The sequence below is a fragment of the Marinobacterium mangrovicola genome (genome assembly GCF_004339595.1).
GTDB lineage: Bacteria > Pseudomonadota > Gammaproteobacteria > Pseudomonadales > Balneatricaceae > Marinobacterium_D > Marinobacterium_D mangrovicola.
In genome coordinates this window covers 53882-71586 of the sequence record NZ_SMFU01000007.1, presented here as the reverse complement: position 1 = coordinate 71586, position 17705 = coordinate 53882, and the positions used below count along the sequence as shown (strand labels likewise).

Annotated in this window: 15 protein-coding genes and 1 other RNA gene; 5 read left to right on the top strand and 11 right to left on the bottom strand. The window is 57.3% G+C overall.

The features are described from left to right. Positions 1–173: 173 nt before the first annotated feature. The 5 genes from CLV83_RS01245 to CLV83_RS01225 all read left to right on the top strand — a co-directional run bounded on the left by CLV83_RS01245 (position 174) and on the right by CLV83_RS01225 (position 6772). Positions 174–2273, top strand: a complete 2100-nt coding sequence (locus tag CLV83_RS01245; RefSeq protein WP_132286384.1) for a carboxy terminal-processing peptidase — start codon at positions 174–176, stop codon at positions 2271–2273. Beyond that, positions 2270–3064, top strand: a complete 795-nt coding sequence (locus tag CLV83_RS01240; RefSeq protein WP_132286381.1) for a hypothetical protein — start codon at positions 2270–2272, stop codon at positions 3062–3064. The genes CLV83_RS01245 and CLV83_RS01240 overlap by 4 nt, the downstream gene beginning before the upstream one ends. Positions 3065–3287: 223 nt before the next feature. Continuing rightward, on the top strand, positions 3288–4970 hold the full coding sequence (rpsA, locus tag CLV83_RS01235) for a 30S ribosomal protein S1 (RefSeq protein ID WP_132286378.1): 1683 nt from the start codon (positions 3288–3290) through the stop codon (positions 4968–4970). Between the two features lie 126 nt (positions 4971–5096). After that, positions 5097–5675, top strand: coding sequence for a hypothetical protein (locus CLV83_RS01230; RefSeq protein WP_132286375.1), 579 nt, complete (start codon positions 5097–5099; stop codon positions 5673–5675). A gap of 32 nt (positions 5676–5707) precedes the next feature. Continuing rightward, entirely contained in the window at positions 5708–6772 is a 1065-nt protein-coding gene (locus CLV83_RS01225) for a rhomboid family intramembrane serine protease (protein ID WP_132286372.1), read from the top strand. A gap of 186 nt (positions 6773–6958) precedes the next feature. Here CLV83_RS01225 and CLV83_RS01220 read toward each other — a convergent pair whose 3' ends face one another. The 11 genes from CLV83_RS01220 to CLV83_RS01170 all read right to left on the bottom strand — a co-directional run bounded on the left by CLV83_RS01220 (position 6959) and on the right by CLV83_RS01170 (position 17669). Continuing rightward, complete coding sequence (locus CLV83_RS01220; protein WP_341540369.1) at positions 6959–7405, bottom strand: YcgN family cysteine cluster protein; 447 nt, start codon at positions 7403–7405, stop codon at positions 6959–6961. A 2-nt stretch (positions 7406–7407) separates the two neighbouring features. Then, positions 7408–7695, bottom strand: a complete 288-nt coding sequence (locus tag CLV83_RS01215) for a YcgL domain-containing protein (protein ID WP_132286369.1) — start codon at positions 7693–7695, stop codon at positions 7408–7410. Position 7696: 1 nt separating this feature from the next. Further along, entirely contained in the window at positions 7697–8881 is a 1185-nt protein-coding gene (rnd, locus tag CLV83_RS01210; protein ID WP_132286366.1) for a ribonuclease D, read from the bottom strand. A gap of 9 nt (positions 8882–8890) precedes the next feature. Then, complete coding sequence (gene recR, locus CLV83_RS01205) at positions 8891–9490, bottom strand: recombination mediator RecR (RefSeq protein ID WP_132286363.1); 600 nt, start codon at positions 9488–9490, stop codon at positions 8891–8893. Positions 9491–9492: 2 nt separating this feature from the next. Then, positions 9493–9819 (bottom strand): YbaB/EbfC family nucleoid-associated protein, encoded by a 327-nt coding sequence (locus tag CLV83_RS01200; protein WP_132286360.1) that lies wholly within the window; start codon positions 9817–9819, stop codon positions 9493–9495. 19 nt (positions 9820–9838) lie between these two features. Beyond that, on the bottom strand, positions 9839–11920 hold the full coding sequence (gene dnaX / locus CLV83_RS01195) for a DNA polymerase III subunit gamma/tau (protein ID WP_132286357.1): 2082 nt from the start codon (positions 11918–11920) through the stop codon (positions 9839–9841). A 171-nt stretch (positions 11921–12091) separates the two neighbouring features. Further along, a complete protein-coding gene (locus tag CLV83_RS01190) occupies positions 12092–12952 on the bottom strand; it encodes an aldo/keto reductase (protein ID WP_132286354.1) in 861 nt (286 codons plus the stop codon). Positions 12953–13304: 352 nt separating this feature from the next. Then, complete coding sequence (locus tag CLV83_RS01185) at positions 13305–14660, bottom strand: dicarboxylate/amino acid:cation symporter (RefSeq protein ID WP_132286351.1); 1356 nt, start codon at positions 14658–14660, stop codon at positions 13305–13307. 307 nt (positions 14661–14967) lie between these two features. Beyond that, positions 14968–15065, bottom strand: an RNA gene (gene ffs / locus CLV83_RS01180) — signal recognition particle sRNA small type. Between the two features lie 145 nt (positions 15066–15210). Beyond that, positions 15211–16233, bottom strand: coding sequence for a TIGR01620 family protein (locus tag CLV83_RS01175; RefSeq protein WP_132286348.1), 1023 nt, complete (start codon positions 16231–16233; stop codon positions 15211–15213). Further along, on the bottom strand, positions 16230–17669 hold the full coding sequence (locus CLV83_RS01170) for a YcjX family GTP-binding protein (RefSeq protein WP_132286345.1): 1440 nt from the start codon (positions 17667–17669) through the stop codon (positions 16230–16232). Before CLV83_RS01170 ends, CLV83_RS01175 begins: the two co-directional genes overlap by 4 nt. Positions 17670–17705: the final 36 nt, after the last annotated feature.

The following is a 17705-nucleotide window of genomic DNA, read 5'->3' as shown; positions in this document are numbered from 1 at the left end:
ACCACTTCGCAGCCAACGCCTGGAATATCTCATCGCAAGCCCCATAACAGGTACAAAATACTGATTTTACATTACTTAGATGCCTGACTACACTCGAAAGTCCGGCCAGCGGAACTCGGAACTAATGGAACGGGTCCGAGTTATAAACGAACGATCTGGAGCCCTCCTTCCCGATGAAGAAACATTTCAAGGCCCTCACACTTGTTCCGGCGCTAGTTGGCGCCCTGGTGATCAGCCTGCCGGCCCAGGCCCGTTTGAGTCCTGAACCGATCCACAATCAGACGCTGACCGAAGTGGTCGACACCCTGCAGCGGGGCCACTACAACAAGGTGGCTATCGACAACGAGCTGTCCAGCGAGCTGTTCGATCGGTATCTGGAGCGCCTTGATCCCGGTCGCAGCTATTTCTACGCATCCGATATCGCCGAGTTTGAGCCGCTTCGCGACCAGCTCGACGACCAGCTTCTCGCCGGCGATCTTTCCGCCGCATACAACATCTTCAACCGTTTCGAGAAGCGCCAGCTTGAGCGTCTGGACTATGTCATCAGCCGACTTGAAGACGATTCCGTTGACTACGACTTCAACGCGGATGAATCGATCGATCTGGCACGGGAAGAGGCTCCCTGGATCGAGTCCGAAGCGGAGATGGACGATTTCTGGCGCCGCCGCGTGAAAAACGCCCTGCTCAGCCTGAAGCTCGCCGACAAGACTGTCGATGACGCCCGCGAAGTGCTGCTCAAGCGCTACCGCTCACAGAAACAGCGTGCCGAACAGGCCAAGAGCGAAGACGTCTTCCAGACCTACGTCAATGCACTGACCGCTGAACTGGACCCCCACACCCAGTACTTCTCACCGGTCACCGCTGAAAGTTTCAAGATCAATATGAGCCTGTCGCTGGAAGGCATAGGTGCGGTGCTCTCCAGCGAAGATGAGATGACCAAGATCGTCCGCCTGGTTCCCGCCGGCCCGGCTGAGAAAAGCGGCCAGCTGAAGGCTGCGGACAAAATCGTTGGCGTCGCTCAGGGTGAGGATGGCGACTTTGAAGATATCGTCGGCTGGCGTCTCGATGACGTGGTGCAGCTGATCCGTGGTCCGAAAGACACCGTGGTGCGTCTGCAGGTTATTCCGTCCGATGCGGTGGATCAGTCCACCCGCAAAACGGTCCGTCTGGTGCGTTCCAAGGTCAAACTGGAAGAGCAGGCAGCGAAAAGCCGCGTGATTGAGCTGGAACACGGCGGTGAAACTCACCGCGTAGGCGTCATCACTATTCCGACCTTCTACATCGATTTCGCGGCTCTTCAGAGCGGCGATCCCAACTACAAAAGCACCACCCGCGACGTTCACAAGCTGATCGACGAGCTCAAGCAGCAGCAGGTCGAAGGCCTGGTGATCGATCTGCGCAACAACGGCGGCGGCTCCCTGCGCGAAGCCAATGAGCTGGTTGGCCTGTTTATCAGCCGCGGCCCCACCGTACAGATCCGCGATCCGGAAGACCGCATCGATATTCTGGGTGACTTCGATCCGGATGTAGCCTGGAACGGCCCGATGACCGTGCTGATCAACCGCCTTAGCGCCTCCGCTTCCGAGATCTTCGCCGGCGCAATCCAGGACTATAACCGTGGCTTGATCGTCGGTAGCCGCAGCTTCGGCAAGGGTACTGTACAGGTGGTTGAACCGATCGATCACGGCCAGATCAAGCTGACCCACTCCAAGTTCTACCGTATCTCCGGCGAGAGCACCCAGGACAAGGGCGTGGTACCCGATATCGAGCTGCCGACCCTGTACGACGAAAACGAGATCGGCGAAAGTGCACTGGATTCCGCCCTGCCCTGGGACAAGGTGCGCCCGGTTCGCTATGGCCATTTCCCATCGTTTGACAGCATGCTGCCGGAGCTGAAAAACCGCCACCAGCAGCGTACCGTCGAAGATCCGGACTTCAATTTCATGGAAGAGCAGATCGCTCACCTGAAAGAGAAGAAGGCCAGCACTCGAGTAACGCTGAACGAAGAGAAATTAAAGCGGGAGCGCGACGAGGCTGAAACCTGGTTGTTAAGCGCTGAAAACCGTCGCCGCACCGCCAAGGGTGAAACGCCGCTGGAAAACCTGACCGACCTGGATGATGAGCTGCCCAAGGACGACCAGGGCATGCCGATCAATCAGGAAGCGGAAGCGATTCTCAAGGAAGGTGCGGCAATCACTCTGGATATGATCGATCTGTCAGAACGACTCGCCACAGCGCAACAGACTCCCCCCCTGCTCAAGAGGGCTGAATGAAGCTCAACGCGGCAAAGCTAGGCCTGATCATCGCGGTTCCCCTGATAATTGCCTCCCTGGGGGCCGCGGTCTACTTCTTCTGGGATTCAATGCAAGCCTCCCAGGAAGCCAACGAAGAGATTCTGCACAAGTTCGGTTTTCAAATTGTTCCCAACAGTCCCTACACCGAAACCACCGGTGAGCTCGGTGCCAAGCAGGTGCCCGCCACTTTTGCCGAAGACGACCTGTCGCCGGTGGAAAAAGTGATCCGCGGCCTGATGTATGACAAGGAGCAGTTGATCGAAGAAAACGCCGAGCTGCAGAACCAGATCGATATCCTCCAGGCCCGCGTCGACAATCTGGAGCAGTACAAAACCAGCAACGAGCAGTTCGCACCGGAAAACCTGGCCCAGGAGCTGACTCGTACCCGCGCAGAGCTGCGCGATAAGCTCCGCGCCCTGCCCGAAGCCCAGCGATTCACCGATTTCTGGGTCAATATGATGACCGACGCATCAATGTACGAATATCGTCAGTTCATCAACGCCAACCGGATGATGCTCGATGAGGCCCGCCGCGAACAGCTGGTCGGCAAGGATCTGGTCGACTTCGGTTTCTGTATCGGCAAGGCCGTAGAGCTGGCCGCCAACTCCGTCGATGAAGCACGCAGCGTGGCGCGCTGGCTGAAAGATCCGCAAAGCGCTCGCCTGGGCAGCGCGCTGCAGGAAGATCTCAAGGTCGTTATCCCCCCCTGTCGCATACCGCTGCGCAAGAAGCTCGATACCTATCTGGCAGGCAATGTGGGCGCCCTGTGAACATGTGCCCGCCGGATAATTTTTCATGAGACTGCGCTGTTAATCGCCAGATCACCTCTGTATAATTTTGCAACTTTAATCATTCTACCCTCGCCTACGTCAGCGCGGCGCGGGTCGGAATGACTATCGATAACCGACCCTGTATAGCTGACGATACAGGCTGGCAAGCTGTCTAAGGCGTTCATTCCAACCCCGCCGAAGCAGCGCAATATAGGACATTTTCATGAGCGAAAGCTTTGCTGAACTGTTTGAAGAATCTCTCCAGAACGTACAGATGACTCCGGGCACCCTGGTCATGGGTGAAGTTGTCGACATCGACAGCGACTGGGTTACCGTGAACGCAGGCCTCAAATCTGAAGCCGTTATCCCGCGTTCACAGTTCATCAACGATGCCAACGAACTCGAAATCTCTGTCGGCGATACCGTTAAGGTAGCGCTGGAAGCGGTTGAAGATGGCTTCGGTGAAACCCGTCTGTCCCGCGAGAAAGCTAAGCGTGCTGAAGCTTGGGAAGTTCTTCAGACCAAGTTCGAAGCCGAAGAAACTGTCAAAGGTTACATCTCTGGCAAGGTCAAAGGCGGCTTCACTGTCAGCATCAACAACATCCAGGGCTTCCTGCCGGGCTCTCTGGTTGATGTTCGTCCGATCCGTGATATTGACCACCTGGAAGGCAAAGAGCTGGAATTCAAGCTGATCAAGCTGGATCCGAAGCGTAACAACATCGTTGTTTCCCGCCGTGCCGTTCTCCAGGAAGCTAACAGCGCTCAGCGCGAAGAGCTGCTGGCCACTCTGGAAGAGGGTCAGATCGCCAAGGGTTACGTTAAGAACCTCACCAACTACGGTGCGTTCATCGACCTGGGCGGCGTTGATGGCCTGCTGCACATCACCGACATGGCTTGGAAGCGCATCTCTCACCCGAGCGAAATGCTCACTCCGGGCGACGAGATCACTGTCAAGATCATCAAGTTCGACAAGGAAAGCGGCCGTATCTCCCTGGGTCTCAAGCAGCTGTCTGCTGATCCGTGGGATGACATCAAAGCTCGCTACCCGGCTGGCTCCAAGGTTGCTGCACGTGTTACCAACCTGACCGACTACGGCTGCTTCGCTTCTATCGAAGACGGCGTTGAAGGCCTGGTACACGTTTCCGAAATGTCCTGGACCAACAAGAACATCCACCCGTCCAAGATTGTAAACATCGGCGACGAAGTGGAAGTGATGATCCTGGACGTCGACGAAGAGCGTCGTCGTATCTCCCTGGGTATCAAGCAGTGCACTGCTAACCCGTGGGTATCTTTCTCCGAGCAGTTCGCTGCCGGCGACCGTGTCAGCGGCACTATCAAGACCATCACCGATTTCGGTATCTTCGTTGGTCTGGATAACGACCTGGACGGCCTGGTTCACATGTCCGACATCTCTTGGGATGCCGAGCCTGAAACCGCTCTGCGCCAGTTCAAGAAAGGCGAAGAAGTCGACGCAGTTATCCTGTCTATCGACGCCGAGAAAGAGCGCATCTCCCTGGGCATCAAGCAGCTCGCTACCGATCCGTTCAGCGAGTACCTGGCAGCTCACCCGAAAGGCTCCATCGTTACCGCTCCGGTTAAGAGCGTTGACGCTAAGGGCGCTGTAATCGATCTGGCAGAAGGCATCGAAGGCTACCTGAAAGTCTCCGAGATCTCTGCTGAGCGTATCGAAGATGCCAGCACTGCTCTGTCTGTAGGCGAAAACGTCGAAGCTAAGATCACCGGTGTTGACCGTCGCAACCGCGCGATCAACCTGTCTGTTCGTGCTAAAGACCAGGCTGAAGAGAAAGAAGCTCTGAGCGCCGTTCGCAACCAGGAAGTTGAAACTGCTGGTCCGACCACCATCGGTGACCTGATCAAGCAGCAGATCGCTAACCAGAAAGACTGATTAGCATCTGAACTCCTAAAATGGCCCGCCTAGCGGGCCATTTTTGTTTCTATACCCCCTCTTTTCCCAACTCCTTCATACAGTTACCATCCCCCGCTTCAACACAGTGAACAAGGAAGAGCGTTCATGGAAGATATGGAAAATACCCGCACAAACACCAAGCTTCGCGATAAGCTGGATAACTCGGAACTGGTTAAAACCGGCTTCTGGGTAGGTCAGGTCTTCATGCTGATCGCCACCGTGCTCGGCGTCTACCTCGCATCGCAGGAGGGTTTATCCCAGGCGATCCGCTTCAACGAGATCGACGATATGCAGAACAACTATTACCTGCAGCGCTCGCTTTACGATGAAGTCAGTGACAACGTGGAACTGGTCCGCGACTATGTCGAGCTGGTCAAAGAGAACAACCCCTATGACCTGACAAAATTCCACCCGGAGCTGCAGACCTACATCTGGGATACCATGCGTTATTCCAAGAACACCCTGCAGACACCTTCCCGCTTTCTTTCCGATATCCGCCGCTTCTATGCCGAGGTCAACGACCTGGTACGCAAGGGCGAGGAGCGTACCTATGGCCGCTCCTACTTCATGCCCAAACTGCTGGAAGCCGCTGACAAAATGGAACAGGAAACCCTGGTCGCACTGGATCAAAACCTGGAAACAATGAAAGCCGAACTGGCGAAGAACGAAGTCGCCGTGGAATAGCCGGCTGACAACGGACAGCGAAAGGATTCACCATGAAATACTGCCCCCAATGCCACCAGCATGCACTTCGGGAAACCGATTACGACGGTCAGGAGATCGATGTCTGCCCACGCTGCGCAGGACTCTGGTTTGAGGCCGGCGAATTCGACGCCGTGCTTGACCTGGAAGAAGAGAGCTCCATCGAACAAAAACGGCGCGACGCCCATACGCAAACCAACCTCCCCTGCCCGGACTGCGGCACTGCGATGGACCGTCACCACCTGCTACCGGGCTACACCATAGAGATCGAGTGCTGCCCCAAAGGTCACGGCAGCTGGATAGAGCGCAGCGAGTTGGAGGAGGCCAAGGCTGCCAAAGCACTGCATGAGCCACTGGAAGCGATGAACGCAGGCATCAACTGGCGCACCTGGCTGTTCCAGTCGATCACCCAGATGCCGGTGGAGTACAACATCAAGCCGCACAAGCGCCCTTGGGTGACCTGGACGCTACTGCTGGTGAATACGCTGATTTTCGCCGCCATGATGCTTGAACCCGGGATTGAAATGGCGATGTATGACTGGGCGATGATTCCCGATCACATCAGCCACGGCAGCAACCTGGGCACACTGATCAGCAGCCAATTTCTGCATGGCAGCTGGCTGCACCTGATCAGTAATATGTACTTCCTCTGGCTGACCGGGGATAACCTGGAAGACGCACTGGGCCATGTCCGCTTCCTGCTTATCTACCTGCTCTGCGGTACCGTCGCCGCCTTCGCACAGGCGATGGTGGACCCCTCATCGACCATTCCGGTAATCGGCGCATCCGGAGCCATAGCCGGACTCTTCGGCCTCTATTTGCTCTGGTTCCGCAAAGCCAGCCTGACACTGATGATCTTCTTCTTTCAGAAGAAAGTCGCCCCCTGGGTATTTTTCCTGGTTTGGCTCGGCTTCAACCTCCTCGGCATGGCCAGCGGCGAACAGGGGGTAGCCTACATGGCACATATCGGCGGCTTCGCAGCCGGGCTTGGATTGGGCGCTGCCCTGCATAAATGGGTGCTGGCCCGCTACCCAATGCTGCAGCTGCTAAGCAGCGACAAGATACAGATTAAGCGCTAACAGGTCAGCGGCGGTCGCTCTACCAACATAGGGACTCAAAGGCCGCCGCTCTGTTCCAGCCAAACGCTGCCCTGCTTTAACCAAACAAAGTTATGGCCGGGCAGAAGCGAGATCGTCAGACCGCAGCGATTATCGGCGCTGAATCAGAAAAGAAAGGGAAATAGAAAGGCGGGACGACCCGGGCAATTACCCGGGATCGATCACATAGTCGACCAGATCATCCTCATCGATCTGGTCATCGGTGATATCGTAGATATCGATCACCGAAGCGTGAGCCTTGATCGGACTGCGACGGTCACCGGTAACCAGCGGATGCCATTCCGGCAGGTCTTGACCTTCATTCAGCAACCGATAAGCACAGGTGGGGGGCAGCCAGTTCAGCTGTTCCACATCGTCCGGAGTCAGCTGGATACAGGTGGGCACCAGCTCCGTGCGCTTTTCATACTGGGTGCAGCTGCAATCCGAGGTATCCATCAGGTGGCAAACCACCGTGGTATAGAAAATTTCCTCGGTATCCTCATCCTCGATTTTGTGCAGGCAGCAGAGCGCACAACCGTCGCAGAGTGATTCCCACTCCTCACGATTCATCTCGCGCAGGGTTTTACGGCGCCAGAACACCTCCTGAGCCACCATGCTCAGCGCACTCCGGTGACAGGGCGGTTGGCATGCAGATCCAGCAGATATTCCTCTTTCGGCGGCGGCATCTGCAGGTAGTAACCCTTCTCGGTAATACCATCCAGCACCTTGTCCGCATCGGCACGGGCGAGTTTACGATCCGCCTTCATCGGCATATCCATAACGTGCAGCGGCGGGCCGAACATCTCCAGCAGCGCTTCAGGCACGCGCGTCAGCGCATCACGCTTATCCACGTACAGGTACATTTCGTCCTTACGCGGACTCTTATAGATACTGCAGATTTTCATACTAATTCTCTTGTTCGAATTGTTGCAGCTGCTCAAGCAGCGCCTCTCCCACCAGGGGTTTACGCCATCCCTGGAGCGTGGGCGGTAGTGTGTACCCACCCACAGACGAGCGCGACTGGATCAGCGCGTCAATATCACGCTTTCTCAGCAACACTTCGACCGCCAGTCCCTGCTCATCCGCTACCTGGCGACCAATCGCCTTGAGCACCTTGATGCGCTTGTTCCACGCATAGTGCAACGGTCGCTGGATCGGCTCCGGCGGCACTTCAGCAGCAGAATGCTGAGCGTTACGAATACAGTTTAGTATCGTTTCGCCATGATCCTTAACCACCTTCCGCCGCAGCTCGGGTACCCGGCTCAGTGCTTCCGGCGTCTGCGGCCAGCGCTCAATAATGCTGAGCAGGTGCTGATTACGCAGCAGTCGGTTACGCGGAATATCCTGGGCACGGCAGGCCTGCTCGCGCCAGGCGGTAAGATCTCTCAGCCCGGCCCGCTTCACCTCGGAAATGTTCCAGACCTGGCTGAACCGCTGATAATAGCTTAAGCCCTGCGGATCGGTATCGATCACCGATAACCGCAGCGTGGAGCACTCCTCCATGACCCAGTCTAGCCGCCCCTGCTCCCGGAGCTGATTCTGCAGCTCGGTGGCAATGGCCGGCAGATAGGCCACATCCAGTGCCGCATAGTGTTCCTGCTCTCGCGTCAGCGGACGCTGCATCCAGTCGGACGTGGTCTCGCCCTTACCCAACTGCACGCCCAGCGCATGATCAACCAGGCGCTGCAGCCCCATGCTGAAGCCCCAGCCGGCAAACGCCGCCGCCACCTGAGTATCAAACAGCGGCTCGGGCAGCACACCGTAGCTGTTAAGCAGCAGTTCCAGATCCTCACTGCCAGCATGGATCAGTTTGAGCACCGAACCATCGGCCATCAGCTCGACAAACGCGGAAAAGTCCTCAATACAGAGCGGATCGATCAGGTAGCAGTTGTGCTCGTCCGCCAACTGGATCAGCCCCGGACGTGGGTAGAAGGTGTCCACCCGCATAAACTCGGTATCGAGCGCCACCATCGGCAACTGCCGCCAACGCTCACAATGCTGCGCCAGCGTCTCGCTATCCCTGATCCAACAGGGGGCCGCAGCCGAGCGTTCCAGTTCCTGCCAATCCCATGCCCTGGATTTTTCCGTCATCTCATATCCTTAACGCAGTAAACGACGGCCTGCCAGCGCATGCGCCAGGGTACCGCCGTCAACGTACTCCAACTCGCCACCCACCGGCACACCATGCGCAATGCGACTGATCTTCACCGGATGGTCGCTGAGCTGTTCGGCAATGTAATGAGAGGTCGCCTCCCCCTCTACGGTCGGGTTAGTGGCCAGGATCAACTCCTGAACACCGCCGTCGATCACCTTGCTCAACAGCTTGTCGATCCCCAGTGCATCCGGGCCGATACCGTCTATCGGAGAAAGCCGCCCCTTGAGCACAAAATAGAGCCCGTTGTAGCCGCCGGTCTGCTCGATCGCCATCATATCGACCGGCGATTCAAGCACACAAAGCAGGCCTCTATCGCGCGCTTCGCTGCTGCAGATCTCGCAGACCGGGTCTTCAGACAGGGTACGGCACTCAGTGCACTCGCCGATCTTCTCGACCGCTTCCACCAGCGCGCCAGACAGCGTCAGCGCTGCACTGCGATCCCGCTCCAGCAGGTGCAACGCCATGCGCTGGGCCGATTTAGGGCCGACGCCCGGCAAACAGCGCAGGGCATCGACCAGATTTTGCAGAAGAGGACTGAACGCCATAATCAGAACGGCATCTTAAAGCCCGGCGGCATACCCATGCCGGAGGTGACCTGAGACATCCGCTCTTGAGTGCTCTGCTCAATCTTACGCACCGCATCGTTCACGGCCGCTGCGATCAGGTCTTCCAGCATCTCCTTGTCTTCTTCGAGCAGGCTGTCGTCGATGCTGACTTTCTTCACATCGTGACGGCCGTTCATAACAATGCTGACCAGACCCGCACCGGATTCACCGGTGCATTCTGCATTAGCGATCTCTTCCTGCGCCTTCTGCATGTCTTCCTGCATCTTCTGGGCCTGCTTCATCAGGTTACCCATGCCACCTTTCATCATCTCGATTACCTCTATTTTCTTAAGACGGGTCTACTGGTGTGACAGATTCTTCATCGATATGTGCCCCGAACTGCTCGAGGATCTGCTGAACGACCGGGTCGGCCTTCATCGCTTCTATCGCTTCAGCCTTGCGCTCAGCCCTGCGGCGATCGGCAAACTGCGCCGGCGTCTCCCGGGTCTGCGCCGCCAGTTTGTACTCCACGGTCAGCGCTTCGCCGTAGCGAGTTTTCAGCGCGCCGGCAATACGTTCACGCTGGGTCTGGTTCAGCAGGGCTTCCTGTTCCGCATTGTAATGAAAGCACAGATCTGCGCCGTTCACCTGCTCCAGGGAGAGACTGCGCGCCAGGCTTTCGGTCATACCGGTCAGGCCAATGTCGGCGGACAACACAACCCAGTGCTCGGGCGTCAGTTGCTCAACACTGGCGGGCGGCGCTTCCAGGCCGGCCAGCAGGACAGCGATGGAGGATGAAGGTCCGGTTTTCTGCGGAGCGACCGACGGCCTGTTTTCCGGTTTGACAGCTTCCGGTTCAGGCTGGGGTTGCGCCGCAGGCACCGGCGCGGGGGCCGGCTCAGGCTTTTTTGCCGACGGCTCCTCGTAATCTACGGGCGCTGCGTCGTACTCATCCCAGGGCGGTGGTTCCTCCATCGGCGGAGGCGACATATCATTACCGGCAGGACTGTGCTGCGGCTCAGCAGCTGCAGGTGCCGGGATATTCGGTTCCGGTCGCTCCGGTTGAAACTCTGCCTGGGGCTGCACGGGCGCCTGCTTTTCTGACTCCGGAGCAGGCTCTGGAGCCCGCTCTGAACCAGGTGTCGGAGCAGGCTCGGGAGCCACCGGAGGTTCAGCAGCGACAGGTTCTGCTTTAACCGGTTCGGACGGCTGTACAGGCACTGGTTGTGCCGGCGCAGGCTGCTGCACCTGAGCCTCAGGGGCTTTTGGCACAGCCGGCGCGGCAGATGCTCCAGAAGCTGTAGCATCCAGGCTCGCCGGCGGCTCGGTAGCACCAACCGCGGCGCCAGCCGGGCGGAAAGCCAGCATTCTCAGCAGCACCATCTCCAGCCCTTCGCGGGCATGGGGAACAAACGGCAGGTCCTTACGACCCATCACGGCGATCTGGTAATAGAGCTGTACATCCTCGGCGCGCATTCGCGCCGCCAGCGCCTTGACCTGTTCCAGGTCGCCCAGACTGTTATCCACCGCTGTCGGTACCGCCTGCGCCAGCGCAATGCGGTGCAGCAGACTGATCAGCTCACCTAGCACACTGGAGTAGTCGGGCGAGAAGTCAGCCAGCTCAGCGCTGGCAGCCAAGACCTCGGCGCCATTGTGGCTCGCCACCGCTTCCAGGATGCGATACACCAAACGCTGATCGATGGTGCCCAGCATGGCGCGTACATCCGGCTCCGTAATACTGCCAGCACCGAAAGCGATCGCCTGGTCGGTCAGGCTGAGTGCATCACGCATGGAGCCATCAGCAGAGCGCGCCAGCAGCCAGAGCGCCGGGTCTTCAAAGCTGATGGTTTCCGCCTCAAGCACATGACGCAGATGGCTGACGATGCGCTCAGGAATCAGGTTTTTCAGGTTGAACTGCAGACAGCGCGACAGGATAGTGACCGGCAGCTTCTGTGGATCGGTGGTCGCCAGCAGGAACTTAACGTGGGGAGGCGGCTCCTCCAGCGTCTTCAACAGAGCGTTGAAGGAGTGGCTGGAGAGCATGTGTACCTCATCTATCAGGTACACCTTGAAACGCCCGTGGGTTGGTGCGTACTGGACGTTTTCCAGCAGCTCCCGCGTATCTTCCACCTTGGTGCGCGACGCCGCATCGACCTCGATCAAATCGACAAAACGGCCCTCGGCGATTTCGCGGCAGGCGGTACACTGGCCACAGGGCTCGGAAGAGACTCCCTGCTCACAGTTCAACGACTTGGCGAACAGTCGCGCAATGGAGGTCTTACCTACCCCGCGCGTGCCGGTAAACAGATAGGCATGATGCAGGCGATCGTCATCCAGCGCGTTAACCAGCGCTTTTAGAACATGCTCTTGCCCCACCATCTCCTGAAAGCGGCGGGGTCGCCATTTTCGTGCCAGTACCTGATAGCTCATTGTGCCTCGTGCAGCTTGCGTCCGTAACTTTGCAGGGGGCCGATATTAGCATGACAGGAGTGCAGAGTCGTTAGCCGACGCCCCCGAGATCCGTCTGGAGAGCAGACATGAAAAACCCACTCCTTTCTTAAAGAAAAGAGCGGGTGTGTTTAATGCGGATCAGCGTGCGGTTCAGCCCTCGCGATAGACCGGGAAGTGACTGGCGTCGCCGTAATCCTCGATCTTCTTCATGTCTTTCAACACTGCCATATCGGCATCCGAGATCACAAAATTCAGATCAGCGTTGTTTTTCATATGATCCGGGTTTGCGGTCTTCGGCAGCGGCAGCAGGCCCAACTGAAGATCGTAACGGATACAGAGCTGCGGTACGGAAACGCCGTATTTCTCTGCCATCTGCGTAATTTCGCCGTTTTTAAAAAGCTCGCCATGCCCCACTGGAGAGTAGGCTTCAACCAGCATCCTTTTCTCCTCGGAGTATTTGATCAGCTCCGCCGGGGTATTGCTGATGTGCGCCAGTATCTGGTTCACCACTGGCGCCACCGTGCAGGACTGCAGGATATTGTCGATATCGGGAGCGGTGAAGTTGGACAGGCCAATAGCGCGCAGCTTACCGGCTTTCTGCGCATCTTCCAGCGCCCGCCAGGCTTCGCGGTTACCCGCAAAAAAGCGATCAGTCTCACCGAAATTCCCCCAGGGCTGAGGACTGTGAATAATCATCATATCGATGTAATCCAGCCCCATGCGCTGCAGCGATTCGTCAATCGCCTGCACCGCTCCCTCATAGGATTTGTACTGCGCCGCCAGCTTGCTGGTGAGAAAAATCTCGTTACGATCGATACCGCTGGTCTTGATCGCCGTAGCCACCTCGGCCTCGTTACCGTAATCCTGGGCAGTATCGATATGCCGGTAGCCAAGCTTCAGCGCATCCCGGACCGCCTGTTCAGCACTGTCGCCGGTAATCAGCCAGGTCCCCAGACCGAGCTTTGGAATAACTACACCATTGGACAGAGTGTACGTTTCGCCAGTCACCATGAATCCTTCTCCTTTTCATTGGCCTGCTTGCAGTGTAACTCCGAGACTGCACATCACTGCGCCCTCTCATGGGAAACTCTCCGTTTCCATATAGGACAACAAAGCGTTATCGATGATTCAGAGAACAACCGTGCTAAAGCAGATAACCATAGACAGGAACAGCTGCGATGGAAGTCCCGGTTCACGCGTCTACCGCTATGCAGAGGCCTAAACAGAAGCCTTCCGCCCGGACAAGGAAAAGTCGAGGGCGACCTGGAGACTCCTGCCGCCCTCTACTGAGTTGATTTTGCATGGAAGATTAAGAGAGCCCCTCATATCGCCGCTGAAAAGCCGTGACAAGGCCCTCTTACTGTCAGTGTTTGTGCGCTGCTGTGACGAGCTCCGCTTCCGCCTCCGCATCAATATGCATATCCGCAGGAGTAATAAGGCCGGCATCCGGGTCGTTGAACACAGCCATGTCGATCTTCCCCTCGCCCTTGGCCACAATACTGGTCACCACAGCATCGCCAGTGATATTCACCGCCGTACGGATCATGTCCATAAGACGGTCAACACCCAGAATCAGCGCGACCCCTTCGATCGGCAGCCCCACCTGTCCGAGCACCATGGTCAACATGACCAACCCGACCCCTGGTACACCGGCCGTACCAATGGAAGCCAGAACCGCCATGGCAATGACAGTGAGGTAACCGGTAAGTCCCAGCTCAATACCATAAACATTCGCCAGGAATACAGTCGCAACCCCCTGCATGATTGCCGTACCGTCCATGTTAATGGTTGCGCCAAAAGGAACACAAAACGAGGCCACTGAGTTATCGACCCCCACACGCTCCGTTACCGATCGCAGGGTGACGGGGATGGTGGCATTAGACGAAGCGGTCGAAAAGGCAAAAATTTGCGCCGGCCGCATCTTAGCCATGAAAGTGAAGGGATTAAGGCCTGAAAACAGCTTAAGGATTATCATCAGCGTCACGAACAGATGCAGGAACAGCGCTCCCACCAACGTGAACACATAAGCCAAAACCGGTGCAAACAGCTCAACGCCCTGTTCGGCGAAGGTCTTGGCTATCAGGGCAAACACCCCAATTGGCGCAACACTCATAACGATGGTGACAATTTTCATCATCACCTCATTCATATACTCGCAGCCCTCCACAAAGGCTTTCGAGCGGTGACCCAACATCATCACTGCGACGCCAAGCACAATGGTGTAGAAAATGATCTGCAGCATCTCGCCATTCGCGAAAGCCGCCACCGGATTGGTCGGCACGATAGCAGCAAACACATTCCAAACGCTCGGCGCCGCCTTGCCCTCGACGCCGCCGGTATCAACGCCGACCATATCGAAGTTATTGCCGGGCCCGACCACCACAGCGACCGTAATGGCAATGGCAATCGCAAGAGCTGTGGTCATCAGATAGAGCGCGAAGCTCTTGCCACCTACACGGCCCAGCAGCCGGATATCACCTATCCCGGTTACGCCGGTGACCAGTGAGAAAAATACCAGTGGTACCACCAGCATCTTGAGCGCATTCACAAACATCTTGCCGATCATCGCGAAGAGACCGCCAACAATGTGCGTATTAACGAAGTTATTGTCGATGATATTGAAAATCACGCCTAAAATAACGCCGGCGATCATCCCGATCAGAATTTTGGAAGTTAGCGAAAGCTTTCCACTGCGTTTTACCCTGTCTGATTCAGTCATCCGCATCCCCTGTGCTATCCAATGTTCACAACAGCGTCCCGCACATTTCAGGATAATCTAAATTTTTGGAAAATCTGCCAAACCTCAATTGAGTTGATGTATCGAGTAGACTCAGCGGGGATGAAACAGGCTGTGCAGACGCGCTACTGAAGACAAAGAATCAATGCAGGTGACGGTATCAAACGGAGTGTTGAGAGAAGTGGATAGGTTGTTGCTCGGGGGGGTATCGGGCCTAGCTTGCGTTACACCAAGGCGATACAGAGCAGGGAACACGAGAAAATAACCCAGCAGAGGAAACTGGGGGTGGCCCCACCAGCCAACATCCCGGCACACGAATCCACCGCTGTGGCTGCTCCCTTCCGGGCCTGACCAGGTTCACGGCTTCTCGTTGCGAGAGGACCGGCAGAGCCACCATAACGTGGCTTACGCCTTGTTCCGATAGAGGTTTAACGCCTCAAATCGAAACAGGCGCGCAGTATAAGCAGCGTGTTCTGCGAATGCAAACCCGATTTATCAAACCGGGTTTTGATTACCAGATAAAGGGGCTCGACTACTTCGATCCACCCAGGCGCTGCACTATCCCCTTGGCGACTGCATCGAACACCCGCCCTTCATCACGCTCCAGCGGCAGTGGGCGGCAAAGCTTCTGCGCCTGCAAACCGGTGCGGGCCGTGAACAGGCCTGCGCCTAGCCCCTGCCCCGCTCGTGCCGATAGAGTCGAAGTGAGCGAACTGCCCAGGGCGGCGGAACCGGCGTCGATCGCCATTTCACTGGCGCCAGCAAATGCCAGGCCGTGCAACACGCTTTTAAGCAGCTTCCATTGCGCAGCGGCCCCCGGCGCGATGCCATAAATCCCGGCGATCTCACGCAGCATTCTCAGGTTGCGCCAGCCCACCAGCAGCATATCGAAGGTAGCCCAGGGACTCAGCGCTACCATTACCCCGGATTCAACGCTATAACGCTGCACACAGCGGCGTGCGGCAACGTCCTGACTTTCCAGCGCATGGCGCGACAGAAACTGCACCACCTCCCTATCGCTGTAGGCCGAATCGAGCTCCCTGATCGCATCGATCACACTGCTGTGGCCAGCCTGGTCCTGGTAACGGCGCTCAAGGCCGGCCAGCAGAGTTGCTGAGCGGCCCTGACCGCTATGCTCCAGCAACTCACGGGCCCGATCATGCAGGCGCTCGGTATCACGCAACTGACGCAGCCCCTTGAGACTGCGCCAGATCTGCACGCCACCGCTGACGGCCAGCAACGCCAGCAGTGCCGAAAAACCTATGCCGACACCGGGGTGAATAGAAAATCCCCAGTTCAGCAGACGGTAGAGCTCCGCACCGACGCCGGTCACCAGAACCGCGCCCAGGGAAAAGCCAAACAGTTTTTTCCAGCCACGTCGCCGACGTGGCGCTGGCGACTCAATCAGCTCGGCGCCTTCGTTATCAGCGATATCGACCACCTGATCCAGGGGCACCTCCTGCACCCGCGCAGACTCTTTCGGAGCCTGTTCAGCGGCCTGCAGCTTGTCGAGGTCCAGCCAGACCGCACCCTGTCGACGTTTAGACTCGCTCATCGAAACAGATCCCCCGTCATATACTCCAGCACCTGATCCAGCCTTATATGGTGCTTCGCCTCCAGATCATTCAGCGGCAGACGCCGGGGCGCAAAGTCGATAAATCTGAAGCGCTCTTCATTCCAGTCGTCGGCGCCCGGCAGTTCCGTGGGCACCTCTCCCGGAAACAGCGCCACCTCCTCACCGCTCTCCTTGCTGATGCCACGCAGACAGGAGAGCACCTGACCATCCATTTGCGCCTGGGCCGCATGGGTCGAACGAATAGACGACAGCGCCAGCGAGCGGGTTTCGATGCCGTCGAAACGGATATTGCGCTGCGCTTCCTCAACGATCAGCTCCAGGAAGCGATCCAGATTATGGTGCTGATTGGCGGTCACATGATCGGCCTTGGTGGACGCGAACAGTACCTTGTCTATCCGCGGCGCGAACAGACGCCGCAGAAAACCGGAGCGGCCGTAGTTGAAGCTTTCCAGAATCGCACTCAGCGCCGCTTTCATATCCTCAAAGCAAGCCTCCCCGCGATTCAGAGTCTTGAGACAGTCCACCAGCACAATCTGGCGATCAAAACGGGAGAAGTAACGGCTGTAGAAAGGCTTGATAATCTGCTCGCAATACTGGTCATAGCGCGACCTGAGCAGATCGAGGTAACTACCGGCGGGTACCTCTCCCGACGGCCAGTAATCGATCATCAGCGGGAACAGCTCGATCAATTCACTGCCAGCATATTCACCGGGGAGCACCGCACGCCCGGGCTGCAATAGGCTCAACCCATCCGGACCTGTGCGCAGCTGCTGCAACACCGATGCAAAACCATCGGCAAGGCGGCGCAGCACAGCAGGATCCGCCGGCGCCGTCCAGTCGATCTCACCCAGCTGGGCCAACCAGCCCTGAGCCACTTTCGCGCGCGGTTCACGGGTGAAGAGCTGCGTCTGCTGTTCGCACCATTGCTCAAAACTCATCTCCAGCAACGGCAGATCCAGCAGCCACTCGCCGGGATAATCGATGATATCGAGATACAGGGTGCCGGTTTCCCCCAGCACCCGCCTTAATCCCGCCGGACGGCGATAGCGGATCGCAAGGCGCACCTCGGAAAGGCCGGTGGTGGATTCTGGCCACTGCGGCGGATCCTGGGACAATCCAGCCAACGCCTGACGCAATGGAAAAGGATGCTCGGAAGCGGTACTCAGATCACGACTGCTGACCACCCGACCACTGGCCGCCACCTCGAAAAACGGCAGCGAACCGCTACGATGAGCGTGCAACAGGTGATGAACCAGCGAGGTGATAAAAATGGTTTTGCCGCTTTGACTCAGCCCGGTTACAGCAAGACGCAGGTGCCGTTCCGTACTCTGTTCGGCGAATTCATGCAGACGGCTTCGAGCCAGATCCACCCGCTCGTCGCCGATCCAGTGTTTTAGCTTTCGACCTACACCCATAGCGCTCCCTTTGTAGACAGTCTTCCTTTTGGGACA

Excerpts from the sequence above, each read along its gene's own strand:
- CLV83_RS01245 (WP_132286384.1), top strand. The coding sequence starts at position 174 with ATGAAGAAACATTTCAAGGCCCTCACACTTGTTCCGGCGCTAGTTGGC.
- CLV83_RS01240 (WP_132286381.1), top strand. The coding sequence starts at position 2,270 with ATGAAGCTCAACGCGGCAAAGCTAGGCCTGATCATCGCGGTTCCCCTG.
- rpsA (WP_132286378.1), top strand. The coding sequence starts at position 3,288 with ATGAGCGAAAGCTTTGCTGAACTGTTTGAAGAATCTCTCCAGAACGTA.
- CLV83_RS01230 (WP_132286375.1), top strand. The coding sequence starts at position 5,097 with ATGGAAGATATGGAAAATACCCGCACAAACACCAAGCTTCGCGATAAG.
- CLV83_RS01225 (WP_132286372.1), top strand. The coding sequence starts at position 5,708 with ATGAAATACTGCCCCCAATGCCACCAGCATGCACTTCGGGAAACCGAT.
- CLV83_RS01220 (WP_341540369.1), bottom strand. The coding sequence starts at position 7,405 with ATGGTGGCTCAGGAGGTGTTCTGGCGCCGTAAAACCCTGCGCGAGATG.
- CLV83_RS01215 (WP_132286369.1), bottom strand. The coding sequence starts at position 7,695 with ATGAAAATCTGCAGTATCTATAAGAGTCCGCGTAAGGACGAAATGTAC.
- rnd (WP_132286366.1), bottom strand. The coding sequence starts at position 8,881 with ATGACGGAAAAATCCAGGGCATGGGATTGGCAGGAACTGGAACGCTCG.
- recR (WP_132286363.1), bottom strand. The coding sequence starts at position 9,490 with ATGGCGTTCAGTCCTCTTCTGCAAAATCTGGTCGATGCCCTGCGCTGT.
- CLV83_RS01200 (WP_132286360.1), bottom strand. The coding sequence starts at position 9,819 with ATGATGAAAGGTGGCATGGGTAACCTGATGAAGCAGGCCCAGAAGATG.
- dnaX (WP_132286357.1), bottom strand. The coding sequence starts at position 11,920 with ATGAGCTATCAGGTACTGGCACGAAAATGGCGACCCCGCCGCTTTCAG.
- CLV83_RS01190 (WP_132286354.1), bottom strand. The coding sequence starts at position 12,952 with ATGGTGACTGGCGAAACGTACACTCTGTCCAATGGTGTAGTTATTCCA.
- CLV83_RS01185 (WP_132286351.1), bottom strand. The coding sequence starts at position 14,660 with ATGACTGAATCAGACAGGGTAAAACGCAGTGGAAAGCTTTCGCTAACT.
- CLV83_RS01175 (WP_132286348.1), bottom strand. The coding sequence starts at position 16,233 with ATGAGCGAGTCTAAACGTCGACAGGGTGCGGTCTGGCTGGACCTCGAC.
- CLV83_RS01170 (WP_132286345.1), bottom strand. The coding sequence starts at position 17,669 with ATGGGTGTAGGTCGAAAGCTAAAACACTGGATCGGCGACGAGCGGGTG.